This is a genomic window from Chthonomonas calidirosea T49 (assembly GCF_000427095.1).
GTDB lineage: Bacteria > Armatimonadota > Chthonomonadetes > Chthonomonadales > Chthonomonadaceae > Chthonomonas > Chthonomonas calidirosea.
The window spans coordinates 1020074-1044165 of the sequence record NC_021487.1 but is presented as its reverse complement, the minus strand read 5'-3'; the positions used below and the strand labels follow the sequence as shown (position 1 = coordinate 1044165).

Genomic DNA, 24092 nt, shown 5'->3' with positions numbered 1-24092 from the left:
AGGGAGCAGGGTATGCGTGCGCCTTTAGCGTGGTTGCAAGATTTTGTGGAGATCAAAGAGAGCGCCGAAACATTGGCGACTCGGCTTACAATGGGCGGTTTAGAGGTGGAATCGGTAGAGCGAGAGCCCACCCCCGAGAGTCCTCTCGCGCCTGTTTTAGACCTCTATGTCACGCCCAACCGCGGCGATTGCCTCTCGATGGTGGGGGTAGCGCGAGAGATCGCCGCGCTTACCGATCGCCCTCTCACCCTGCCCTCCATTCCCTCGTCGCAGATCGGTGGCGAGGCCGCACAACAGACGTCGGTGAGGATAGAGGAGCCAGATCTTTGCCCGCGCTATGCTGCTCGAATCGTGAGGGGTGTCCGCATCGGTCCCTCCCCCAAGTGGATGCAGGAGCGGCTGCGCGCTGCCGGACAGCGTCCTATCAACAATGTGGTGGATGTAACGAACTACGTGATGCTGGAGTTGGGCCAGCCGCTTCACGCCTTCGACCTCAAAAAGCTTCATGGAGAGTGCATTGTTGTGCGTCGGGCGCGGGCAGGAGAGACGATTACAACCCTCGATGGCGAAGAGCGCGTGTTATCTCCAGATATTCTGGTGATCGCCGATGCCGATCGGCCCGTGGCCGTTGCCGGTGTAATGGGCGGAGCGAATTCTGAGGTAGGCGATGCCACTACAGATATCTTGTTGGAATCGGCACACTTCCACTCTTTGGCGGTACGTCGTGCCTGCCGTCAGTTAAATCTTCGCACTGAAGCCTCCTACCGCTTTGAGCGCATTGTAGACCCTAACGGCGTGATCCGCGCTCTCGATAGGGCCTGCCAATTGCTCGCTCAAATCGGTCAGCCAGAGGCCGTACCCGGGGTTGTGGACATCTATCCTTGTCCCATTCAACCGCGTCGACTGGACTTAAGGGTCGCACGTGCTGCCCGGCTGCTGGGGGTGCCGGTATCGGCCCAAACCTGTTTGGACTGCTTGCGACGGCTAGGTCTTACGGTTACCCTCGAAGACGAGGCAGAGAAGTTGTTGGTGGAAGTTCCGACCTTTCGGCCCGATCTGAAACTGGAGGAAGACCTCATTGAAGAGGTTGGACGCATTCATGGCTACGAAGCTATTCCTGAGCGGCTGCCTGTAGGAACCACCACGTTGGGCGGAGACAGCGAGGAGCACAAGCTGCTGAGGCGTATTCGGACGGTCTTGGTGGGCTGTGGGCTGCAAGAGGTGATGAACCATAGCCTGTCCGGCCCTTCGCTCCTCGATGCGCTGGACGACGAAGCGCGGCGGGTACGGGTGCGGAACGCGCTCTCTTCGGGGGTAAGCCTCTTACGGCGCTCTCTGCTGCCCTTATTGGTGGAGACGGTGCGTCGCAACCTGGCGCGTGGACAGTCTAACCTAGCACTTTTCGAGATTGGGCGTGTGTGGCAATGGGAAGAGACAGCGGATGGAGCCAGGGAGCCAAAGGAGTATGTCAGGGTTGGGGGAGTATTGTATGGCGCTCTGTGTTCGCCGGATTGGACACAGCATGGCAAACCGGAACCGGCCGATTTTTACCTGCTGCGAGGCATTGTGGAGCAACTTCTGAAGGCGTTGCGCATAGATCATGCTGCTTTCATTCCCCTTGAGCAGCCGGAGCGTTTTCCGCAGTTTCACCCACGTCACACGGCGTTAGTGCGGTTAACCGATGAAGCATTTGACGGTGGTATCCTCGGCGAGCTTCTTCCGGATTATGCTGTGGCGTTGGATCTTCGGGAGCGCCTCTATCTATTTGAACTCAGCGTGGAGGCCTTACAGGCGGCTCTACCCAAAGAGGATAAGCCTTATCGTCCCCCGTCACGCTTTCCTGCGGTAACGCGCGATCTGGCTCCTCGCATACCCCCAGATGTGCTCTACAAGCAGGTGGATGAGGCCATCAAGACGTTGCAGCTTCCCATTCTAGAGGCCGTTCGGCTCACTGATGTCTACACAGGCGAGCCGTTGCCGGAGGGGTGGAAAAGCCTAACGCTTTCATTTACGTTTCGTTCGGAGACGGGCACGCTGACAGAGGTTGAGGTGAATACGGCAGTTGAGCGTATCCGGCACGTGTTGGAGGAGCGTTGTGGCGCTGTCTTTCCTGCATAGTGTGCTCTGCGGTGCTCATTCTTGATTTTCTGTGCGTAAGGTTGTATACTCGTCATAGTGTCTTAAAATTTGCATGGAGGAAGGTTTAACGCACGATGTGGCCTTTCTGGATGGAGCAATAGTTTTCTATGGCCATTCTTGGGTTTGAACTAGAGGAGATCGCTCGTATCGTTGCGCTCGTGGAATCGCGCGGTTTAGCAGAGTTGGTGATCGAAGAGGAGGGGCGCTACCTGCGCGTAAGAGGGCCTCTCGCAGAGCAGACGAAGAGTTTCGCCACTTCGGTAACCCCCCCGATGATTGCGGCACCAGCTCCTGTGCAGGCGCCAGCTGTTCCTGCTGCGCCGACAAAACGTAAAGAACGCCGCGCCGATTCGAACGAGGAGGCACCAGGGCGGGTGCGTCTCACCTCGCCGATGGTGGGCGTTTTTTATCGCTCGGAAAAGCCAGGTGCACCGCCTCTTGTTAATGTGGGCGATCGGGTGGAGGTGGGCCAAACGGTTGGCGTGTTAGAAGCCATGAAGGTCTTTTCAGAGTTTAAGTCGGAATATGCGGGTGTCGTGGTAGCCATTTTAGTGGAGGATGGCCAGCTCGTAGAGGCCGGCACGCCTCTTATGGTGATTCAGACCGACAATTCATAGATGAAGGCTCTAAGGAGTGAGGATGCGCCCCTTCCAGAAAGAGAAAATCCGTATTGGGCTGCTAGGGCTGGGTGTAGTTGGTTCCGGCACCGTCTCCCTTCTGCAGCGCAATCGTCATGCCATCGAACGAAAAATCGGCTTACCTATCGAGGTGCGCCGCATCGCCGTTCGCGACAAGAGCCGCCCTAGAGCGGTGAAGGTAGATGCCGCCCTGCTGACAGAAAACGCCTATGAGGTAATAGATGATCCGGAAATAGACATCATCTGTGAGCTCATTGGAGGGGTTGAACCGGCCCGAGAGTATGTGCTGCGGGCCTTGCAAAATGGGAAGCAGGTGGTTACGGCCAACAAAGAGATGATCGCCCGTGTTGGCCATGAGCTGATGGAGGAGGCCGCACGACGTAACCTCGACTTTCAGTTTGAGGGGAGCGTGGCCGGGGGGATTCCGATCATCCAGCCCATGAAAAACAGTTTGGCGGGTAACCGAATCGAAGAGGTGATCGGGATCATCAACGGCACGACGAACTACATTCTTACAGCGATGGCGGAGGAGAAGACCGATCTGAGTACGGCTTTGAAAGAGGCCCAATCGCTGGGTTATGCCGAGGCCGATCCCACTAGCGACATCGCCGGTCATGATGCGCGCTATAAGATCGCCATTTTAGCCTCCATCGCCTTTATGAGTCGCGTTAACGTGGAGGACGTTTATGTGGAGGGCATCGAGCATATAGAGGCGGCCGACATCGCCTATGCTGAAGAACTTGGCTACACTATCAAGCTGCTCGGCATCGCTCGGCGGGTAGGTGAGGATCGCATGCAGGTGCGCGTGCACCCCACGCTTCTGGCGAAAAACCATCCTTTGGCCAGCGTGCACGACGTGTACAACGCGGTTTTCGTACGGGGCGATTCTGTTGGGGACGTGATGTTTTACGGCCGAGGGGCCGGATCAGGCCCTACGGGCAGCGCGGTTGTAGGCGATATCATAGATACTTGTCGTAACCTCCGCTTTGGCGCTACAGGGCGTGTGGGCTGTACCTGCTTTGAACGACGCACAATACTGCCAATAGATGAGGTGGATACGCGCCACTATATCCGTATGGTAGTGCACGACCGCCCCGGCGTGCTGGCGGCTATCTCCAAAGTGTTCGGTGACTACGACATCAACATCGAGGCGATGATCCAAAAAACGATCAAAGGAAAACAGACCGATATCGTGTGGGTTATGCACGAGGCGCCTTGCAGAGCCATTCGGGAAGCGCTCGAGATCATCCGTCATCTGCCGGTGGTTGTAGAGGTTTCTAACTGGATTCGGGTAGAAGAGTGGAATGACTAAAAAAGAGGCTCGTTTCCTTAAGGGTGTGCGGAGCTGCACATCCAATTCTCTAAAGGAGAGAAGAGACAATGCCAGCATCGCAGAACGGCGTAGAGGGTTCATCAGAGCGGCCAACGGCCTCCTATGAGCTGCGAATACTCGACCCGAAACGAATAAAACTTTTCCGAACCGGAGGTGTAACTCGCCTCACCCTGCAGGATGAATGCACCTATCTGCGTATCATCGCCGCTCGCGCTTTTCCGCTTTCTGACCCCGACCACTATATCGGCTTTTTGGACGGGGCCGGAAAGGACATTGGGATTTTAGTAGACCCGTCGCATTTAGACCCTGAATCTCGCCAAATTTTAGATGAAGAGTTAGAGAAGCGCTACTTTGTGCCCGTTGTGGAGCGTGTTATCTCGGTGAAAGAAGAGTATGGGGCGGTCTATTGGCGCGTTGAGACCGATCGGGGCGAAAAGGAGTTTGTTGTTCGTAATCTACGGGATAATATCCAGGAGCTGTCGTCCACGCGTCTCTTGATCACAGATGTGGATGGCAATCGTTTTGAATTCCCCGATATCAATCGCCTTGACGCGAAGAGTTTAGGCATTATCATGCGCAACCTATAGGTTGCACCTGTAGGAGGAACTGTTGAGTCTGCAAGGCGAAGAGGCCTTTCCTTTGGAGCCGGTCTCTGAACCCGTGGAAGCTCCCATCGAAACACATTTGGTGGCGCGACCGGCCCAAAGTGGGCGCGAAGTTCACACGGTGGTCTGGCAATTGGCCTGGCCCGCTGTGGCCACGATGCTTCTGCAGACCTTCAATGGCCTCATGGATACGCTCTTCGTGGGACACCTGCCCTACGCCGCCCAAGCGCTGGCTGCAACCGGCGTGGGAGGCCAGGTTATCTTCTTGCTGATCTCGTTAGCGATGGGCGTTTCCGTGGGCTCGACGGCTTTGGTAGCCCGCTTTGTAGGGGCCAACGAACGCAAGGAGGCGGCACAGGCATCTGGGCAGTCGTTAACCCTTGGCCTAACCATGGGATTGCTGTTCGGCTTGCTTTTCTTTAGTTTTCGTGGGGTTATGGCTCGGCTCTTATTAGGAGGTGAAGCCGATGGATTGGCGATGAGGCTCTGTGAGCAGTTTCTCCATGTGGCCTTGCTAGCTACGCCTTGCATCTTTCTTCTCAATGCGCTCATGGGTGTTTTTCGGGGACTTGGAGACACGCGAACGCCTCTACGCATCCAATGGGTCATGATCGCCATTCATATGAGTTTCGACTGGCTGCTTATCTATGGGCATCTAGGGCTGCCAAAACTAGGAATCTACGGTGCAGGCACAGCTTTGGCCAGCTCAATTACTGTGGGCACACTGCTCTATCTTGTAGCGTTGGGCCAGCCTGCTGGTTTGCCAGATACCTATCATCTTGGGCATCTTTTGCCCAGCTCTCGTTGGTGGCTACGGATCCTTCGTGTAGGGATACCCGCTTCGGTCAACGCCGTAATCCGACAGTTGGGGATGATGTCGTTTACAGGTATGCTGGCACGGGCGGCCGCGGCAAGCGCTGGCGTCGCTGCGCTGAACATCGGTGTGCGGGCTGAAGCTATTGCGTTTATGCCGGGTGTTGGTTACAGTGTGGCAGCCCAAGCGCTAGTTGGACAGAGTTTAGGGGCTGGAGACCCCAAACGCGCGGAGCGTTTCGCCTATGCGGCCACTTGGCAGGGGGTGGGCATTATGTCGGTAATGGCGGCCATCTTCTATCTTTGCGCCCGTCCTTTTGCCGGGCTTTTTACCAGTGATGCAAGCGTGATCGCTTTGGGCTGCGACTATCTGCGCGTCAACGCTTTCAGTGAGCCTTTTTTGGCGCTAGCTATGGTGTTGACAGGCGGCCTGCAGGGAGCAGGTGATACAATGCGACCTACCTTAATTACCATCCTCACTATGTGGTTTATCCGTTTGCCGCTGGCCTGGTGGCTTATTTTCCCACTGGGCTTGCAAACCCATGGGGCCTGGCTCTCCATGGCTGCAAGCACCATTCTCACTGGGCTGCTGATGCTTGCGCTGTTTCGTGGTGGCAGTTGGAAAAAAGTGTCTGTTTAGGCTTAGAAGCAGGGTTTCTCAAATTTGCTGCCGCTGACCGGCAAACTCTTTTTCGGGATTGCAGGCCGATAGAGCCGAAAGAGATCGTATTGGAACAACTGCAGAGAGGTAAAATGGATGAGGAGATAAGTGTTTATCGGGAAGAGGGATGGATTTTGATATAGCGATTGTGGGGTCGGGGTTTGGTGGCTCGATTCTAGGGATGATCGCGAGGCGCCTGGGGTATCGCGTTCTTTTGGTAGAACGAGGAACCCATCCTCGTTTTGCTATCGGTGAATCCACATCGCCCTTGTTCAACCTCCTATTGGAAGAGACTGCGGAGCGTTACGATCTGCCGGTGCTACGTATTCTGAGCGCCTATGGCAGTTGGCAACGTACCTATCCCCAAGTTGCTTGCGGCCTCAAACGCGGATTTACCTTCTTTGAACATATCGAGGGACGTCACTGCAATGCCTCTACCGATCCAGCCTCCCAACTGATGGTGGCCGCTAGCCCATGTGATGAGGTAGCGGATACACACTGGTATCGGGCGGACGTGGATGCTCTGCTCGTAGAAGAGGCTCAACGAATGGGCGTAGACTATACCGACCACACGGATCTCGTTCGTTTGCAGCGGCAACCGGGCGGTGGATGGCGGCTTGAAGGAGAACGGTTGGGCAAACCGATGGTCTTTTCCTGTCGGTTTGTGGTGGATGCAAGTGGTCCCCGAGGGTTTCTTTCACGCGCTTTCGTCATTCCGAATAGAGGATTTTCTAACTACCCAAAAACGCAGGCGGTCTATACGCATTTCACCGATGTCAGACGATGTGAAACCGTTCCCGACTACGTTTTACCTTGTCCAGCGCCTTATCCCATGGACGATGCGGCCGTGCATCATCTTTTTAATGGGGGCTGGATATGGGTGCTGCGATTTAATAACGGCATAACAAGTGCGGGCGCTGCACTTGATGAGACGCTGGCGGTGCAGCTGGGTGTGGCGGCCGATCCTGAGGGAGGATGGAAGCGACTGCTAGCCCGTTATCCCTCTCTGCAAGAGCTTTTCGACGGGGCACAAACGATAAGGCCCTTTATTTTCGTTCCTAGCCTGCCATGGCGAAGTCAGAGCGTGGTTGGAGAGGGGTGGGCGATGCTGCCTTCGGCGATGGCCTCCATTGACCCGTTGTTCTCAACGGGGTTTCCGCTCAACTTGCTAGGCATATTACGGCTGGCAACCATCTGGCAGCACGGTTTGGAAGAGTCTCACCTTTCCCGAGCCCTGCCGATCTACGCAGAGGTTGCGCTGGCCGAGGCCGATTTCACTGCACGTTATGTGGCCGCTTGCCGTAAAGCGATGGGCTGCTTTCCCCTGTTTGCAGCCCTCAGCATGTTCTACTTTGCTGCCGCTAGCTTTTCCGAAATGGCCCGAAGGCTCCGCCGCCCAAATTTGGCGGCGCACTATATGGCAGAAGACCGCAAGGACTTTATGGAAGGCTGGGCGCGGTGTGAGGCAATGCTGGACGCAGTGTTGGAACAACCAACTCCTGCAGCCCTTCTCTGCTTCGAGCGTGCCGTTGCCGAGGCCGTCGAGAATCTGAACGTAGCCGGACTCTGCGATCCGCATAAACAAAACCGATATGGTGTTGATTTTGAGGATGTTGTTCGGGGGGCGGAGAAGCTGGGCTTTACTCCGGAAACCATACGAGAGATCATCAAGACCGCACCTTGGGCGCAGGGCTGTTAGCTGAAAGTACGTCCTATAAATTGCGATTTGGGCACTTATATCCCTATTTTGTTAGGGGTGCGTCTGTTGAGGGTTATTTCGCGTCCCTTCCTCTTATGGCAACTGAAGTGTCTTAGGCAGGGAAGGCTTAGGAGTTCGTAGAAACTTACCCTAACCCAATGCAAAGGCTCTTTGTGGAGAGACTCAATGAACATCATTATCATCTGTCTGGATTCGCTTCGTCAGGATCATGTCAGTTTCTATCATCAAGGCAAACCAGCTTTTGAGGGGATCCCAGCCTGTCGAACGCCCAACATAGATGCTTTCGCCCAGCAGTGCGTGGCGTTTGAAAACGCCTATCCCTGCGGTCTACCCACCATCCCCATACGGATGGAGCTGATGACCGGCCAGTTCTCCTTGCCCTATCGTCCGTGGCAACCGCTTGCGCCAACCGATATTCCCATGGCGGAGATTTTGCGAAAAGAAGGATATGTTTGCGGTCTTATCTCAGACACCTATCACTATCGCGCTCCTGGAATGAACTATCACCGCGGCTTTAACGCCTACCATTGGATTCGGGGACAAGAGTATGACCCTTACAACTCCGCCCCCACGCGGCGTAATGTTACGAGCTATGTGAATGAAAACTACCCCCCTCAGTGGCGTCAGTTAGTGGCACAGTTTCTGGCGAATACCGACGATTTTACTCAAGAGACCGACTGGTTTCCGGCCAAAGTTGTGGAGCAAGCCTGCGATTGGTTAAAGAAAAACCGGTGTCATGAAAAAATTTTCTGTTGGATCGACTCTTTTGATCCCCATGAGCCTTGGGATCCGCCAAAACGCTTTGATACCTACACCGATCCCTCTTACAAAGGCCCACGGCTTATTATGCCGATGGGCGGGCAGGCTGCCGCGTGGGCTACAGAAGAGCAGATAGCCTATATCCGCGGGCTTTACGCCGGCGAGGTAAGCTTTGTAGATCACTGCCTTGAGCCGTTATTTACGTGCCTAGCTGAGAACGGCTATTTCGACGATTCGATCATCGTGCTGCTGGCCGACCATGGTCATCCGTTGGCCGATCACGGAAAGTTCTTAAAAGGGGCCGATAGGCTCTACTCGGAGCTACTTAAAGTTCCTTTTCTGGTGCGTCTGCCAAACGGCGCACCGCGTAGAACCAAAGCGTTGGTACAGTTCCCCGATCTTCTGCCGACGCTGCTTGAGTTGATAGGATTAAAGAACGATGCGGCCTCGATGCATGGGAGGTCGTTTGCTCCCGTTCTCTTGGGGCAGGAGGAGAAGCATCGGGAGGCAGTGATTGCTGGCTACCATGCAGGGGTCGATCGCTGCATTCGTGATGGCATTTGGAGTTATATCCAGAGGCCTGAAGGTGAGACCGATGAGCTGTATAACCTTCTAGAGGATCCGCGTGAAACCCGCAATCTCATAGATGTCTATCCACAAGAGGCGGTGCGTTTGGCATCCTATTTCGGCAACTATTGGCGTCGTAGGGCTACACATATCGTAAAGGGCATTCAGGGCGAGTATGAGGTGGCTAGCGGGCCAGTGATCTGAGGCTGGTCTGTGGTCGCGTCCTGGCCTTTCGCATCGCTTCGGCAGAGAATGAACACCATTCACCGAGGCTTGTAAAGGATATCCTTGCCTTTTCTCCTAAAGTCCATTGTGGTGCGGGCGCTGCTGTATGAGAGGCGCAGTTTAGGGAAATTGGGGTAGACTTTGAGGGCACCTTAGGAAGCCCTGTGGCTTTATTTGGCACAGTTTTAGACTATCTGCCAAGGGAGTAGGTTTGTCGTTAATAGGCATGGAGAGAGGAGATTTGGCTTCCCTAGTCGATCGAGGGGTTGCCCAGAGACGTCTGGCTATATTGGGAGCCGGGAGCTGGGGAACGGCATTAGCTCTTATTTTGGCCGACAACGCCCATCGCGTTTGCCTTTGGGCGCGAAACCCGGAGCATGCGGAGGCGTTACGACGCGAGCGAGAGAACCGGCGCTATCTTCCTGGTTTTCCCCTACCTTTAAATATCGAGATTACCTCATGCCTTGAGGAAGCTCTGACGGAAACCGAGGGAGTCATTTTTGCGGTTCCAAGCGATGCGGTGCGCTCGGTGGCCGAATCCATTCGGCCTTTACTGCCGCCGAGCGCCTTTGTGCTTTCTGCTACCAAGGGGCTGGAGGAGGGGACGGGCTTTCGAATGAGTCAAGTTCTCATGGAGGTGATTCCTCAGGTAGAGAAGCGGTTGGCAGTGTTGTCCGGCCCCAATTTAGCTGTCGAGATGGCACGAGGGGTGCCGACAGCCACCGTGGTGGCCGCCTTTTATGAGGAAACCGCTCGTCACATTCAGCAGGTTTTCGCACAACAAGCTGTGCCCACTTTTCGCGTTTATACCAGCGCAGATGTGGTTGGAGTAGAGCTGGGGGGAGCTGTAAAAAATGCAATCGCCATCGGCATAGGGGTTTGCGATGCCCTTGGTTATGGAGATAATGCGCGGGCTGCTTTTATGACGCGTGGATTGATGGAGACGATCCGACTCGGTAGGGCGCAGGGAGCCAAAGCGGAGACCTTTTCCGGTCTTTCCGGAGTGGGAGATCTTATCGCCACGGCCCATAGCCGCCTGTCGCGTAACTACCGTGTGGGATATGGAATCGGGCAAGGGAAAGCACTTGAAGAGGTTCTACGTGAGATCGGGCAAGTGGCCGAAGGGGTGCCGACGACGCGCGTCTTATGCGACCTGGCGCGACGTTATGGGGTGGAGATGCCTTTGAGCCAGGCTTTACACCGCCTACTTTTTGAGGGGTTTTCCCCTGAAGAGATCATCCGCAACCTCATGCTAAGGCCTCTAAAGAGCGAGGGCGCATCGTGTGGCCTCGAAACGTGCTGAAATCGCCGCGTTACAGCTTCTGTTCTCTCGATGGAAAGAGAGGGGGATGAGAGGGCAAGCGCTTTGAAGCGGGTTGTAGTCGTTATACCAACCTATAATGAGGCGGAGAACATCGCACTAGTAGTTCATCAGGTATATGCGGCATTGCCTGGAACGCACCTGTGGGTTGTGGATGATGGATCGCCCGACGGTACTGCCGAGATAGCAGAAGGACTACGTTCTCAGCATGATGGGCTTTGTGTCTATCGGCGGGAGGGGCCGCGCGGATTAGGGCGTGCCTACCGTGAAGCTTTTTCGCGCCTTTTACAGGAGGGGTGTTATGAATACATTGTTCAGATGGATGCCGACCTCTCGCATGATCCACGCTACCTGCCTAATCTGATAGAAGCGGCTGAGGGGGCGGATGTTGTTTTAGGCTCGCGTTATGTAAAAGGGGGCGGTGTACGCGATTGGCCGTTTCATCGTGTATTGTTAAGTCGGTGGGCTAACTTTTATGTCCATCTTATCACCGGCGTTCCGGTAAGAGATGCCACCTCGGGCTTTCGCTGTTGGCGCGCCTCGGCCCTGCAGCGCCTGAATCTGGAGGAGGTGGTTTCGGAGGGCTATGCTTTTGCCGTCGAAATGGTTTTTCGGGCTTACCGTGCAGGCTTGCGTATTGTGGAGGTGCCGATCGTTTTTACCGATAGGCGCCATGGGCGCTCAAAGATGACGCGGCAGGTTATTTGGGAGTCGGTGCAGATGCCATGGCGCTTGCGATTTCAGTATAGTAATAGTAGCAAACATCCCTTCCGAAAAAGGCTCTGAACATGCTATAATAGGAGACAATTGTTCGTGAGGAGACGAGGGAAATGAAGCGAACATATCAGCCCCATAACAGGCGGCACAAGCGTGTGCACGGCTTTCGCAGTCGTATGCGCACGCATGATGGACGGAATGTGCTGCGTCGGCGTCGGCAGAAGGGTCGCCATCTACTTGTTCACTAACGATGCTGTTTGGGGCCTCTGGGGTATTCGGAAGGCGCGAAGAGGAGCCTAAAAGTAGGAAACCGTTCGCGCCTTCATTCCGTATGCACTACAGAACGCCACCTTTTAGAGACAACGATGTTGCCGCGTCCGTTGCGCCTGCGTGCTCGTAAAGATTTTCAGGCTGTCTATCGGGAGGGGCGTTCGTTGGTAAACCGAGATGTGGTGCTTTATCTGCGAAAACGGAATGGAGACGACGCTTCAAACCCATCGCATCCGCGCATTGGGTTTGTGGTAAGCAAGAAAGTCGGAAAGGCTGTGATACGCAACCGATTGCGTCGGCGCTTGCGTGAGGCCGTTCGGCTACAGGTAAAAAGACTGAAACAGGAGCCCTATGATCTTGTTTTCGTGGCGAGGTCGTCTCTGTTAAAGCGTGCATGGCCGGATGTGTTGACTGCAGTGAGTGCGGTTTTACAGCAGGCAGGTATTCTAGATGAGGCTGGAGGGGAGAACAGTAGCAGTGGAGGAGAGGGAGCAGGGGGCTAGATTGACACAACAGGGCTTTACAGCGCGAATGAGTTGGCTTATTCGCAAAGGACTGATCGGTTTGGTCCGGATGTACCAAGCGACGCGGCCCTACCGTCCAAGAGTATGCCGCTACTACCCCTCCTGTTCTGAATATATGATCCAGGCCATCGAAAAATACGGGGTTTACACGGGTGTGGCTTTAGGGCTACGACGGATTGTGCGGTGCAACCCTCTTTCGATAGGAGGGTACGATCCGGTACCGTGAAGACGGCCGTTGCACCTCTCGCATTAGGAGTAGATCTCGGATCCACCTGCAACTTATGAGGAGATTGTCGTTGAAAGTTACACAGCGTTTCTTGGTGTTTAGTGTTATTCTCATCGTTCTCGGTGCCCTACTGACAGGGTGCAACCGAGGCCCTCAAGGCTTACCCCCTTATACTTTAGAACATGCGCGCCAACTTGAAGCCACCGATCCGGATGCCGCTGTAGGCACCTTTATGGCCGTGAAGAACCAGAATGCGAGCCGTGATCCGGAGCTGGCTGCCGAGGCGCTTTGGGAGCTAGCGCAGTTTACCTCCAACCCGAACTATTATGGTACTCCGGCTCAAATTCATGCCGCTGACCCTGAGCACCTAACCCCTGAAGCCCTTCATGAGCTAGATGCAAAGCATGCCCAAGGTGACCTGCTAGCACGGCAAGCGCTTATTGAGCTAAAGCGCTCTTTCGCCAACACGAAAGTCGCTCAAAACCCGCAAGTAGACCAGTTATTGAAGGTTGTTGACGAGCGCATAGATCGGCGTAACTCGCACAGTCTAGGCTATAAGTTCATAGATGCTCTGGTCGCGATAACGGGTCGAAACCCTGACTTCAGCTACTGGTTCGCTCTTGTTTTGTTGGCCATCATTGTGCGAGCGCTTACATTTCCGCTCATGCTGCGTATCTACGCCAATCAGCGCGAGATGCAACGCATGCAGCCCATCATTCGTGAGATACAGGCGCGCTATAAAGACGAACCGCAGGTGATGTTCCGTAAGGTGCAGGAGGCCTACAAGGAGCATGGCGTAAACCAGTTTGCCTCGTGTCTTCCCATGCTCATCCAGTATCCACTCCTGATCCTCATGTTTGAATGGATTCGTGCCTATGAGATTCATTTTGCGAACGGGCATTTCTTATGGATTGGCAGCCATTTGGCCGACCGGTTTCCCGGCATCGTAGCCCATAATCTTGCGGAGATGGATGTGCCGCTGCTGCTGATCTATGCGGCAAGCATGTATCTCTCTATTAAGCTCACCCCCGTAAGCGATCCGCAGATGGCTCAGCAACAGCAGACAAGCTCGCTTATCATGACCTTTATCATGATCTACTTTTTCTATCAGGAGGGATGGTCTTCTGCGTTCTTGCTCTACTGGCTAGTACTAAACCTGATCTCTGCGGCCCAACAGTACTACTACATCTACCGCCCCACGAAGTTGGCGCAGGCTACCGCGGGAAACGGGGCCGTTACGTTGAAAGTGACGTGGGAGAACGGAAAAGGGGGCGAGCGCGATGGCCAATCTTCCCCTGTATCGTCAACCAGCGCATCTCCATCCGCCAGTTCCTCACCATCGCGTTCGTCAAGCGCACGACCTGCTCCGCGTCCACGTCGTAAGAAGAGATAGTGTCCGTTTGCTAACTCAATTAAGGAGAGAGTCGAAGCAAATGAGCAACCCTATAGATAGCGAAACTCTGAGCGAACAGCAGCGGATCGCCCTACAGCTCATGAACGAGATATGCGATCGGCTGCCGCATGATGTGCGTCCGGTGGGACGTGAGATGCAAGGGTGTTACTTTTATGTGGAGCTTGTAGGTGAGGATGCCCAACGATATTGGGGGCATGCGGGAAAATCGCTGGACGCGCTTCAGTTTATAGCCAATAACATTCTCGTCCGCCGCGTTCACGGTGAGCTACGGCTCGTGCTCGATGCGGATGGCTATCGGGAACGGCGGGCAGCCGCGTTGCGCGCTCGCGCGCTGGAGCTGGCCCAAGAGGTGAAAGCGATGAATCAGGAGGCGGAGCTGGAGCCGCTTCCTCCTCACGAACGCCGTATTATCCATAAAGCGCTTGCCGATGACCCCGATGTGCGTACCTATAGCGAAGGCGAGGAGCCAGACCGGCGCATCATCATCTCACCCCGCGAGTAGACCCTTTGCAAACGTGACCGGTCTTATTCGCTCTTCGCATCCGCGCAATAAGGGGCGATGAGCGAGCGGAACTTCTCTGACCATGGGCGTGGGCGGCGCGTTTGAGGATCCACTCTTACAATGACCGTGATGCCATCTGCGGCCAGTTCTCCATCTTCCCGATACATTTTAAAGGAGAGCGTGAGGCTGCTATTGCCAAGACGACTTACTGTCACAAAAATATCCACAGGCTGAATATGCTCTATGGGAGCCCGGTAGTTGATCTCATTGCGGGCGACCACATAAGGCCAATCGAGATCGGGGTTTTCTGGATAGGCCCCTTCTCCCAGCGCACGCCACAACTCGAATCGGGCTCGCTCAAATAGCACCAGATACTCCGCATTGTGAAGATGATGCTGCGGATCCATCATGTCGAAGTAGACGTGCTGTTTGCTATGTAATACAACTGGTTCCGACACTCGATCCCTCCTTACATGGTTTTGCGACTTCGGAATAGGTTTTTGGACGATTCCCAACAGAGAATCAAAAGGCCTGTTAGGCTTAAATAAAGTCCGATGTTAAAGCTTGAAGGCTGAAACTGAAATGCGACAATATGGTTGCCTGGAGCAAGGCGTACGGCTCGAAATAGCGAACCTTGAGAGGCAGGTGGAGTGAGAATAGGAACGGGCTGCTTATCTACCGTTGCTTCCCAGCCAGGGTAGTTTTCGTCGGCGAGAATAAGCAGTCCGCTGGTGAGCGCCGTAACTCGTAAGACGACACGGGTTGGGAGGTCTTGAAGATATGTTACCGGCGGGTTTAGGAGTTTGGGATTATCCGATAGAAATCGGGCGCGCGGCAGAGCGGAAGATAGCAGGTAGAGGGTAAGGTCATTGCTTGAGAGCGATAGTGGTGGGGTTGAGGGGGGCAAGGTGACATTGGCAAAGGCTGGGTTGTCGGTGGGCAGTGCTACCGCATAGCGAGCGCTGGTTGTCGGAAGCAGCGGGGCATTCGGGTTTTGAAAAAACACCATATTACCTACTTCTGGAGGGCTAGCGTCGCTCACACCAAAGCGGTTAGGGCGGGCAAATTGGTCAGCATAGGCTTTCAATTGGCCAGGAAACAGGGAATCGTAACCTTGCACATCGCGAAGCTGGTAGACCATAGCCCCATTGGGAGGGAGAACAGCCGGTGGCGGATGATCGAGGCTCCAGAACCGATTAATGGGAAATATCCGTTCATGGCCGAGATGGGCTTGTAGGTAGCGAATGCCAGGCGTGCGAGGGTAGACCCAGGCTGGGCGGGCAACTGGGTTGATCGGGATGCCGGTCCAAAATAGGTCGGCGATCGTGATAGCAAGGCAACTAACAGCTAGAGTGAAGGAAACTGACTTGGAGCGTCGATGCGCCTGCCAAAAGAGAACGGCGGCCAGAATAAAGCCGGCTCCGAGGCGAACCCAATCGTAAGGGATACGGGAGAGCGCTTGAGAGAAGGTGGGCACGTGGAGCAGATCAAAACCGGGAAGCGGAACGGATAGTGCCTGAGAGACCAAAAAGAGGCAAAGGCCAAAGCCGGCTAGTAAGACCGCAAAAAGGGCCAGGAGAGCACGCTTATTAGGCGGCGATTCAAGCAGGTAGTCCAAACCAAAGGCGGCTAAACAGGCGATGGCGAGAGCCCAAAGCACTAAGATGCGTGCTGGCGATCCAGAGGCCCCAAAACCCGGAATGCCGAAATAAAAGAGCGCATCTAATGGGGTGCCGAGCGCCATAAGGAGTGCGAGCACGGCGAGAAGCACGAAAAACAGAGCCCGATAGTTTAGGGATTGGCGTTGCAACGCACGATAGACGGCTAATGCAGCCAAAAGCAGAGGGAGAATTCCTACATACAGGGCCGTTTCGGCGGCGTTATGTCGCACAGCCACTAACGCGTTGGCGGCAGATTGCAGATAAAATCCCCAATAATGGTTTTGCGGATCGTAATCGTTGCCGGTGAGGTTGGGCAAAAAGAGGGTAGTCAGTTCATAGGGCTGAAGCGCGTAGCCGACGTACTCTTGGTATCCTGCTGTTGTGGCCTGGGTGGCACGATGAGATAGACGCGAAAGCTCTAAGGTTGGCAACAGCTGAACAGCACAGAGTAGACCTCCAAGTAGAAAGGCACCTGCAGATAGTGCGATTGATCTTCCCAAGGCTTTCCGTTCGTTCGCTGTACGAATAAGAAGGGCAAGCGACCAGAGAGAAGCGGCTAGTAGACCATAGAAGGCGATCTGCAGATGCCCAGCCAGCAGCATGAGGCCTATAGAGGCGCCTGCAGAGGTAAGAGATGTGCCTGGCGCACTATGTGTGCGCAGAAGCCGGTAGAGCTGGCGTAGAACCAAAGGAAACCAGCAGGATGTGGCGAGAAAGGTGGGTAGCTGGAGCCACTGCACCTGCCAGGCCGAATAGGCATAGACGCAGCCGCCAAGCAAGGATGAAAGTGTGGAGCACCGAAGCTGTTTTAGGAACAGGTAGGTAAACCACCCACAGAGGGTAAGGTGCAGGAGGGCGTTGAGGTTAAAAGCGATTGTTGTTGGAAGAGGATCGAACAGGAGATTAGGGGGATAGAAAACGGCGGACTGGCTATTGGCGACGAAGGGCGCGCCACAGAACTGATAGGGATTCCATAAGGGCAGCAATCCGGAGCGGACCGTTCGGGCAGCGAACAGGCGCCAGGGATAGAACTGGGCAATGCCATCCCAGCGCAGCGGGTTCCACGGTGGCAGCGAGTGGGCGTGAATCGCGGTCTGGTAAGGGGCAATATAGCCTAGCAGACCGGCAGGCAAAAAAACATCCCCTACGAAGGTTGTACGGTAGAGAAAGACGGCAGCAAGTAAGAGATAAAAAACGGGCGGGAACCAGATAGAAAACTTGTTCAAGCGCGCCACACCTTGGCGAGAGGGCACAGCAGCATGTGGCAATGCGGCGTTCGCTATCCAAGCATCTCCTTAATGAATTTTAGGCTGTCGGTGGCGCGTTTGTTATTTGGGTCAAGACGCAGCACTTCCTGGAACTCCGCCGTCGCTTCATCGTACATGCCGAGCATCGAGTAGGTAAGGGCGAGGTCGAGCCGGATATCCACGCGCTCGGCAGCAAGTTGTACGGCTTTTTGAAGCTCTTCGAGCGACTCGTCGAAGAGACCGGTAAAGCCGTAGACAAGACCGAGCTGATGATGCGCGTCGCAGGAGTTGGGGTCTTTCTCCAAGACCTCTTTAAAGGCGGCGACAGCCTCATCATACTGGCCCTCGTTCTTATATGCGATACCACGTTCCAGGATGCTGTTTTCTAAGCAGCTCATTGTCATGCGTGTCTCCCTAAAGGTTTTTCGGGGTTCTATGGTCATCATAATCAAGGATAATGGCGTTGAGCGACCCCGTTTGTTCTGTTCTGACTTGTTCCCTGGAAACTAGATGCGATTATATCATGTCCTCGTAGGAAAATCAAGAGGAGGTTTTTATAGGGGGTGTGTTTTTAGTGCTATGGCTGTTACGGAATGGGGGCTCTGTTGTGAAACTTGGTGTGTGTAAGAGAGCTGAGGGTTTGCCCTGGTTCAGTCTTAGGGAGATGAGGAGGTAGTTTTGCGCTTTCTTAACGTGTCGAGCGCCCAAGCTGCATGCTCACGCACGAGGGGGTCAGGGTCGTGCTCGGCAGCGTTTTGAAGCGCGGCTTCGGCCTCTGGATCGTCGCTGTAGGCAAGGGCAGTGGCGACGTTGCGCAGCAGGCCCCTTCGTTTTGCTCTTTTTACGGGGCTTTTTCGAAACTTCTCTCGAAACTCTGGTTCGCTTAATTGCAACAGGTTGACTAAGCGACTATTTCGAGTGATCTCACGAGGTTGAAACGCCGGCTCTGTGGTGGGCACGCTAAACTTTTGGTTGAAGGGGCAGACCTCCTGACAGATATCGCAGCCGAAAATGCGGTTGCCGTTGGCCGATAGTGCAGGGCGCAACTCAACGGGAATGGCCTCTTTGAGTTCGATAGTGAGATAGGATATACAGCGGCGGGCATCGAGCTGATAGGGAGCGATCAGAGCACCTGTGGGGCAGGCCTCGATACAGCGCTTGCATCGTCCGCAATGCCCCTGGGCCGGCCTATCGGGCTCGAGATCGAGATCGGTTACCAAAGCACCAAGAAAGAAGTACGAGCCACGACGCGAGTTGATCAACATGGTGTTTTTACCAAACCAACCTAAACCAGCACGTTGAGCTACCTCTCTTTCAAGCAGGGGGCCAGCATCTACATAGACACGCCCAGCAGCATTTGGATCGATCCGTTTTTTTATGTACTCCAACAGCTGATAGAGACGTTTTGTAATGACATCATGGTAGTCGTCTCCACGAGCGTAACGAGCGAAAATGGCATGGTTTGGACGTACGGGAGGAGTACCAGGCCCCTCTTCTGTGTCGGCATAGTAGTTCATAGCAACGACGATAAGCGAGCGTGCATTGGGCAAAAGCTCTTGCGGATTCAGCCGTCGCTCCAAATTTCGGGCAAGATATTCCATCTGGCCGGCATATCCCTTTTCGAGCCAATCGCGATACTGTTGTTGAAAGATCGAAGGGATAGCCTCTGCGATCCCGACGAGATCGAAACCTAGCTCTTTGGCATAGGCTTTGATCTGCTCTTCGCGCGTCGTTGTGGTCTGCATCATGTGGCTAGAAAAGCGCTAGCCAATCGCATCGAGCGCTTCACGCAGTGGTACCTGTACGCATGTAAAGGTTGGTGTATCCCGTAGGGTATAGGCGCTCGCCTCCGATTCGCGCATATGTTGGACAAGATCGAGAAAGTCGGCCGGAATGTCGGTTTCAAAGGCAACCACGAACTCTTGATCATCAATGCCGAAAGAGTAGGTGGTGTTAAGTTTAACTGTAGGATACTTATGTCCAAGCTCTATATGCTCCGCCATAGCTTTTTGGCGTTCCTCATAGGGCATTCGATACCAGGCGCGCGTTTTGACGAAGGGATAGACAAAAAGGAATTTGCGTCCGGTGGGTCGGATGATGAGACGACGTCCTTCCGGCTCGTTTTTTGCGGTCGGGTCTTTGTATTGGGAGGCTTTGGTCATGGAGAGGAAGCAGTAGGGCTGTGTCATCCAGCGACCGATACCGGTTCGTAGAAAGCGGGCTGCGTGATTTCGCAGAAGGTCAAGGTCTGGTGAGGCCATCCAAAGCAGGAGGTCTACATCTCCACGAATGCCAGTAAGGGAGTAGCTACGAATCATCATTTCGTCGGCGGCCTCTTCCACCGCGCAGGTGAAGTCGGCCTTATCTTTTTCTCGAACCTCATCGGGTTGGCGTCGCCAAGCGGGGTCAACTTTGTAGAAAGCGAACTCGACCATGGTACGGCCACGGTTTTCCATCGTTCATCTCCTTGGTAGTAGATCGGTAATTAGGGTGCCAGTACGAGCGCCCGTACTGGGCTGTCGTGGGCTGCGATACAGGCGACCTGCTTATCTGTATTTACGTTCCAAAAGCTAAGAGTATTATCGGCTGCGCCGCAGACGAGCATTGTACCATCGGCACTCCAAAGGAGCGTTCGGGGGGGTTGAGGTAGGTTTCCTTGGAAAGTGAGAGGCATTCCTGTGATGGCATTCCAAAGGCGGATATGACCGTTGAAGTCCCCAGTGGCCAGGGTTTTGCCGTCAGGGGAGACGGCGAGGGCAGTAACGCCACGTTCGCACACGAAAATACGTCGAATCTGTGCACCAGTGGCGAGGTCCCAGATCATCAGATAGCCGTCTTCTGAGACGCTGGCGACCTGTGTGCCTCCTGAAAGAAGCGCGATACCGGTGATCGGAGCATCGTGGGCTAGAATGCTAGAGCGCAAAACAATTCGGCGTCCATTATCCAGAAGCAGCCATACCCGTATCTGTCGGTCGGCGCTAGCGCTAATGAGGGTGTGGTTATCTGAAGCATAGATGAGGCCTGTAACCGCATCACTGTGAGCGGGCACCGCTGCAAGCAGACGCCCTTGTTTCCAGGCCCATAGGCTAATGGTTCCATCGGCGGCTCCCACGGCGAGGATCATATTGTCGGGCGAGATGGCAAGTGCGGTTATGGGGCCGTGGTTTACTGCAAGGGTGTCGCCGGGCGCACCTGAGGCAAGGTTCCAGAGGCGCACAACGCCATCCGCTCCACCAGAGATCAGTGTTTGCTGGCCGTCTTTCGTGCCCAGCGCCAGAGCGTTAATGTCACCGGTATTTGGGTCGATCTGCAGGGTAGGTTGGCCGCTGGTGTCCCACAATTTGATGTTTCTGCTTGCCGAGATAACTTTTGGCAAAGGCATGAGATTGAGAGTCGGAGGCGAAGGAGGAGTGGGCGTTTGTACCGGTTTGGAAGGGCTTGGTGCACGCGATCGACCGATCTGCGCTTGAATCGGACAGGCAAAAGCCACACCAAACAGAACGAAGAGCACCTTCACTACAATATTGGGCGCAAATATCATCCGTGCACACCGCAGGCTGGTAGCGACCAACTCCTTGCTCCTTCCTTCACAACGATCAATCGCGATGCATCACCTCCTTTTTAGACCCCAAATTGGACAACAAGTTTCACCCTCTTCTCCATATCCCTATGAGGATGGAGAAGGCATTGACGATTTAGCGCTTTGAACCTTGGCTCCTTTAGGGGGCAGCTTCCAACGGTTCCAGGTAGAAGTTATGGGCATAAAGATCGGCGACTTTGTTCAGCTCTTCTTGGGTGAAGGGGGGAGTATCGGGGGCTTTAGCGAACTCCTCCAACTGAGCGTGGTCATAGATATTGGGCAACACCGATACAATAGCAGGCTGGGCGAGCAACCACTGGATGGCCATTTGACCAGGGGTACGACCTGCCGATTCGGCGGCAAAGCGCAGTTTTTCCAGCTTCTTTAGGCCATTGATGAGCCACTCTTGGCGCATCTGATCGTTGACGAGGCGGAAGCTACGATGGTCGTTCGTATCGAAGGTGGTTTCTGTGGTGTAGCGTCCTTCCAAAATGCCGGAAGCATGGGGCACGCGCACGATAACGGGAACACCAGCCTCCTTAGCTGCCGGGCAGATCGGTTCACCGAGCTGTTGTTCTAGCATGTTATAGATGATCTGGACAGCCATACGGCGCTCTTTAACGCTGTAGAGACCCTCTTCCACCTGGCGTTCAGGCCGTAGCGCCGGCCCTAAGGCCGCACCATAGGAGCGAATTTTGCCTTCTTGCTTAAGCGCTTCAAGGGTGGCAAAAAGATCGTCGTTTTGAAGTGCGGAGAGGCGCGGGTTGTGAAGTTGGTAAAGGTCTATATGATCGGTGCGCAAGCGTTGTAAGCTCTTTTCACAGGCGCTACGCACGAAGGTGGGCGTCCAGTCTTGGGGCCTTTCTCTCTGGCCGGGCTGGACACCGGGGTAGTTGTAGAAATCGTAGCCGAATTTGGTAGCGATGACGATCTCATCGCGGTGGCCTTCGAGAGCGTCGGCGAGCAGCGTCTCGCCCTTGCCGTCGCCATAGACGTCGGCGGTATCAAAAAAGTTGATGCCGAGATCGAAAGCACGTCGCAGCAGGCGAATGCCCACCTCATCGTCGTTAATGCCCCACATGGTCGTGGCGACCGTCCAGACGCCAAAACCCACAGTGGAAGCTTTAAGCCCCGTTTCGCCTAACACACGGTATTCCATGTTTTACCTCCTCAGAAGAGACGAAGGGCGGTGAACCCTTCTAGCCATTTTCGCTACTAAATATAGTATCCAACATTGGGGAAGGCTGAGTCAATATTTGGATAGAAATATCCAAATAACTCCTCTGTCTGCTTTCCTCCGTATAGATAAATTGAGTGCTTGACTTGTACAAGGAACTATGATACACTGAAATACACTTTCGGAAGCAGTAAGAGATTTTTGGAGGAGGGGTCGTTGACGATGTTCTACCGTAACATGGTGCGCTTATGCGTCTACTTGCTCCCTGTTCTATGGTTTCTAGGGACGCCATGGGCGCGAGGGCAGGGGATACCGTTTACCATCATTCGCCCACCGGATGGCGCCACCGTTCGTGAGAACGTAGCAATTGAGGTTCCGCGTGCTAGCATACCGCCTGAAGGCTATGTGGGTGTCTACATAGATGGGAAGTTCACCGCTGCGATCTATCCACAACAGAACTCCGATAAACCCTTTACCTATATTTGGGCCACAAAAGATTTAGGAGTATCCGATGGTGAGCATACAGTGCGGCTAGTGCTTTTCGGCCCGGCGCCCGATCAAGCCAGCGGTAGCGTCCAGATCGGCTCGACTTCCATCCGCGTCAACGTTGCCAATATCATTCACAACGGCCCCTCTGTTTTGCGCTTGCGCTATCGGTTTCCGGAAGGTTTTCAATATCACTACACCCGCGACAGTTCTTCAGTAATTGTAGGAGGCTTTTCGGAGACCGGATCCAGCAGCGACGTGCCCCTCTCTTCGATTGAGAGCAGGCTGCTTTTCGATATAGAACAGCCTTTGCCAGAGGCTCTCGTTCGCGACAAGCTCACGGCATTAACTGTCATGCAGGGTGGGCAGCAGTTTATCTATCCTCAGGATCAGCTGCCCGACTCAGTCTATCAGCTACTCGATGCATTGGGGCGAATTCACTATGAGGTCGACTCGAACTCCGTGAACATAGGATCTCCGCCGCAAGGCCAATTGGCGGCTTACCAACAGGGAACCACCGCATCGGCCCAACCCAGTATTTTGGAGCTAGATGCGCTTAACTTGCCTACACTACCGGAGGCGGCGGTCTCTGTGGGAGAGACGTGGATAACGCCGGAGCAGCGCATAGATATCCCCGGTTTGCCGTCGAGCGATCAGCCTAAAGTGACTCTGCATAGTCGCCTGGTAGATTTAGAGTGGCAGAATGGCTACCCAACTGCCAAGATTCATCAATCGTTTGACTCTACCACGGAGACTGCTAAGCTGCCTGAAACGATTATGTTTAATGGCATTCCTATTCAGAAGCCCAAGATCACTTACGAGCGCGACATCTACTTCGCCTACACGGCGGGGCGCGTGGTAAAGATTGTCAGCACGCTGACGATTAAGGGAGATACGCCTGCGCAGATCAACAACGCCACGGCCAATGGTCTCACCACTACTAGCTATGGAGTGCCTTATGGAGGGCCGGGCGGTATGCCCTATGAAGGGAAGTATCCGGGCATGCCCGGTGGCCCCTACGGAATGGGTGGAACCTCCTCACCATATTCAATGAGCGGTGCTCCATACGGTGGCATGCCTTACGGTGGTGCTCCCTATGGTGGACGCCGAGGCGGTATGAGGCCCGGTGGCCCGCCTGTGGGAGGGCCTTCCTACGGAGGTGGATCGTCGTCCCCTTACGGTGGCTACACCGGTGCACCAGGAGGCTATCCGGGAGCACCAGGGGGGTATCCTGGAATGCCTCCTTATGGAGGTAGCTCCTCTCCTTACGGGATGGGAGGTAGGCCGCCGTATGCCGGAGGCAGCTCGATGCCAGGGGTGCCCGGCAGCAGCCCCTACGGCGCCGGAGGAGTGCTCTCCCCAGAACAACTCCACGCCATAACTGTGCGAACAAGCACCATCACGAATCTGACCAGCGTCTCGCACTCCTAGTGCGAAGGTTTAGTAGCTGCTTCCCGTGGGGTGGGGAAAGCCTCACCCCATCCTACTTTTAGGGATATGAGAGAGA

At 54.6% G+C, this 24092-nt stretch carries 22 protein-coding genes; 15 read left to right on the top strand and 7 right to left on the bottom strand.

Translation table 11 applies throughout. The annotated features are described in order from the left end of the window. Positions 1 to 12 precede the first annotated feature (12 nt). The 14 genes from pheT to CCALI_RS04320 all read left to right on the top strand — a co-directional run bounded on the left by pheT (position 13) and on the right by CCALI_RS04320 (position 14434). Positions 13 to 2118, top strand: a complete 2106-nt coding sequence (pheT, locus tag CCALI_RS04375) for a phenylalanine--tRNA ligase subunit beta (RefSeq protein ID WP_016482266.1) — start codon at positions 13 to 15, stop codon at positions 2116 to 2118. Positions 2119 to 2246: 128 nt separating this feature from the next. After that, positions 2247 to 2756 carry an acetyl-CoA carboxylase biotin carboxyl carrier protein gene (gene accB, locus CCALI_RS04370; RefSeq protein WP_016482265.1) on the top strand — a complete coding sequence of 170 codons (510 nt, stop codon included), beginning with the start codon at positions 2247 to 2249 and terminating at the stop codon, positions 2754 to 2756. Positions 2757 to 2778: 22 nt separating this feature from the next. Beyond that, positions 2779 to 4089, top strand: a complete 1311-nt coding sequence (locus CCALI_RS04365; RefSeq protein ID WP_016482264.1) for a homoserine dehydrogenase — start codon at positions 2779 to 2781, stop codon at positions 4087 to 4089. A 68-nt stretch (positions 4090 to 4157) separates the two neighbouring features. Next, complete coding sequence (locus CCALI_RS14850; protein WP_016482263.1) at positions 4158 to 4697, top strand: DUF1854 domain-containing protein; 540 nt, start codon at positions 4158 to 4160, stop codon at positions 4695 to 4697. Positions 4698 to 4719: 22 nt separating this feature from the next. Further along, a complete protein-coding gene (locus CCALI_RS04355) occupies positions 4720 to 6168 on the top strand; it encodes an MATE family efflux transporter (RefSeq protein ID WP_016482262.1) in 1449 nt (482 codons plus the stop codon). Positions 6169 to 6316: 148 nt separating this feature from the next. Next, complete coding sequence (locus CCALI_RS04350) at positions 6317 to 7888, top strand: NAD(P)/FAD-dependent oxidoreductase (protein WP_016482261.1); 1572 nt, start codon at positions 6317 to 6319, stop codon at positions 7886 to 7888. A gap of 186 nt (positions 7889 to 8074) precedes the next feature. After that, a complete protein-coding gene (locus CCALI_RS04345; RefSeq protein WP_016482260.1) occupies positions 8075 to 9439 on the top strand; it encodes a sulfatase family protein in 1365 nt (454 codons plus the stop codon). Positions 9440 to 9701: 262 nt separating this feature from the next. Then, complete coding sequence (locus CCALI_RS04340) at positions 9702 to 10763, top strand: NAD(P)H-dependent glycerol-3-phosphate dehydrogenase (RefSeq protein ID WP_197408696.1); 1062 nt, start codon at positions 9702 to 9704, stop codon at positions 10761 to 10763. A 63-nt stretch (positions 10764 to 10826) separates the two neighbouring features. Further along, on the top strand, positions 10827 to 11567 hold the full coding sequence (locus CCALI_RS04335; RefSeq protein WP_016482258.1) for a polyprenol monophosphomannose synthase: 741 nt from the start codon (positions 10827 to 10829) through the stop codon (positions 11565 to 11567). A gap of 44 nt (positions 11568 to 11611) precedes the next feature. Further along, a complete protein-coding gene (gene rpmH / locus CCALI_RS15675; RefSeq protein ID WP_016482257.1) occupies positions 11612 to 11746 on the top strand; it encodes a 50S ribosomal protein L34 in 135 nt (44 codons plus the stop codon). 117 nt (positions 11747 to 11863) lie between these two features. Beyond that, complete coding sequence (gene rnpA, locus CCALI_RS04330; protein WP_016482256.1) at positions 11864 to 12271, top strand: ribonuclease P protein component; 408 nt, start codon at positions 11864 to 11866, stop codon at positions 12269 to 12271. 40 nt (positions 12272 to 12311) lie between these two features. Beyond that, complete coding sequence (gene yidD / locus CCALI_RS15670; protein WP_343123218.1) at positions 12312 to 12518, top strand: membrane protein insertion efficiency factor YidD; 207 nt, start codon at positions 12312 to 12314, stop codon at positions 12516 to 12518. 70 nt (positions 12519 to 12588) lie between these two features. Then, positions 12589 to 13911 carry a YidC/Oxa1 family membrane protein insertase gene (locus CCALI_RS04325; RefSeq protein WP_016482254.1) on the top strand — a complete coding sequence of 441 codons (1323 nt, stop codon included), beginning with the start codon at positions 12589 to 12591 and terminating at the stop codon, positions 13909 to 13911. Positions 13912 to 13951: 40 nt separating this feature from the next. Beyond that, complete coding sequence (locus tag CCALI_RS04320; protein WP_016482253.1) at positions 13952 to 14434, top strand: Jag family protein; 483 nt, start codon at positions 13952 to 13954, stop codon at positions 14432 to 14434. A gap of 23 nt (positions 14435 to 14457) precedes the next feature. Here the strand turns inward: CCALI_RS04320 and CCALI_RS04315 are convergent, their stop codons facing one another. From CCALI_RS04315 to CCALI_RS04285, 7 genes are all read right to left on the bottom strand, one after another. Then, positions 14458 to 14892 (bottom strand): acyl-CoA thioesterase, encoded by a 435-nt coding sequence (locus tag CCALI_RS04315; protein WP_016482252.1) that lies wholly within the window; start codon positions 14890 to 14892, stop codon positions 14458 to 14460. Between the two features lie 11 nt (positions 14893 to 14903). Next, entirely contained in the window at positions 14904 to 17321 is a 2418-nt protein-coding gene (locus CCALI_RS04310; RefSeq protein WP_155850476.1) for a YfhO family protein, read from the bottom strand. Positions 17322 to 17374: 53 nt separating this feature from the next. Beyond that, positions 17375 to 17746, bottom strand: coding sequence for a tetratricopeptide repeat protein (locus tag CCALI_RS04305; RefSeq protein WP_016482250.1), 372 nt, complete (start codon positions 17744 to 17746; stop codon positions 17375 to 17377). A gap of 252 nt (positions 17747 to 17998) precedes the next feature. After that, a complete protein-coding gene (gene queG / locus CCALI_RS04300) occupies positions 17999 to 19090 on the bottom strand; it encodes a tRNA epoxyqueuosine(34) reductase QueG (RefSeq protein ID WP_016482249.1) in 1092 nt (363 codons plus the stop codon). Positions 19091 to 19105: 15 nt separating this feature from the next. Further along, entirely contained in the window at positions 19106 to 19798 is a 693-nt protein-coding gene (locus CCALI_RS04295; protein WP_016482248.1) for a chlorite dismutase family protein, read from the bottom strand. A 29-nt stretch (positions 19799 to 19827) separates the two neighbouring features. Beyond that, entirely contained in the window at positions 19828 to 20913 is a 1086-nt protein-coding gene (locus CCALI_RS04290; protein WP_016482247.1) for a WD40 repeat domain-containing protein, read from the bottom strand. Between the two features lie 148 nt (positions 20914 to 21061). After that, positions 21062 to 22081, bottom strand: coding sequence for an aldo/keto reductase (locus tag CCALI_RS04285; RefSeq protein ID WP_016482246.1), 1020 nt, complete (start codon positions 22079 to 22081; stop codon positions 21062 to 21064). A gap of 240 nt (positions 22082 to 22321) precedes the next feature. Here CCALI_RS04285 and CCALI_RS14845 point away from each other — a divergent pair, with 240 nt between their 5' ends. Continuing rightward, positions 22322 to 24016, top strand: coding sequence for a hypothetical protein (locus CCALI_RS14845; protein WP_016482245.1), 1695 nt, complete (start codon positions 22322 to 22324; stop codon positions 24014 to 24016). Positions 24017 to 24092: the final 76 nt, after the last annotated feature.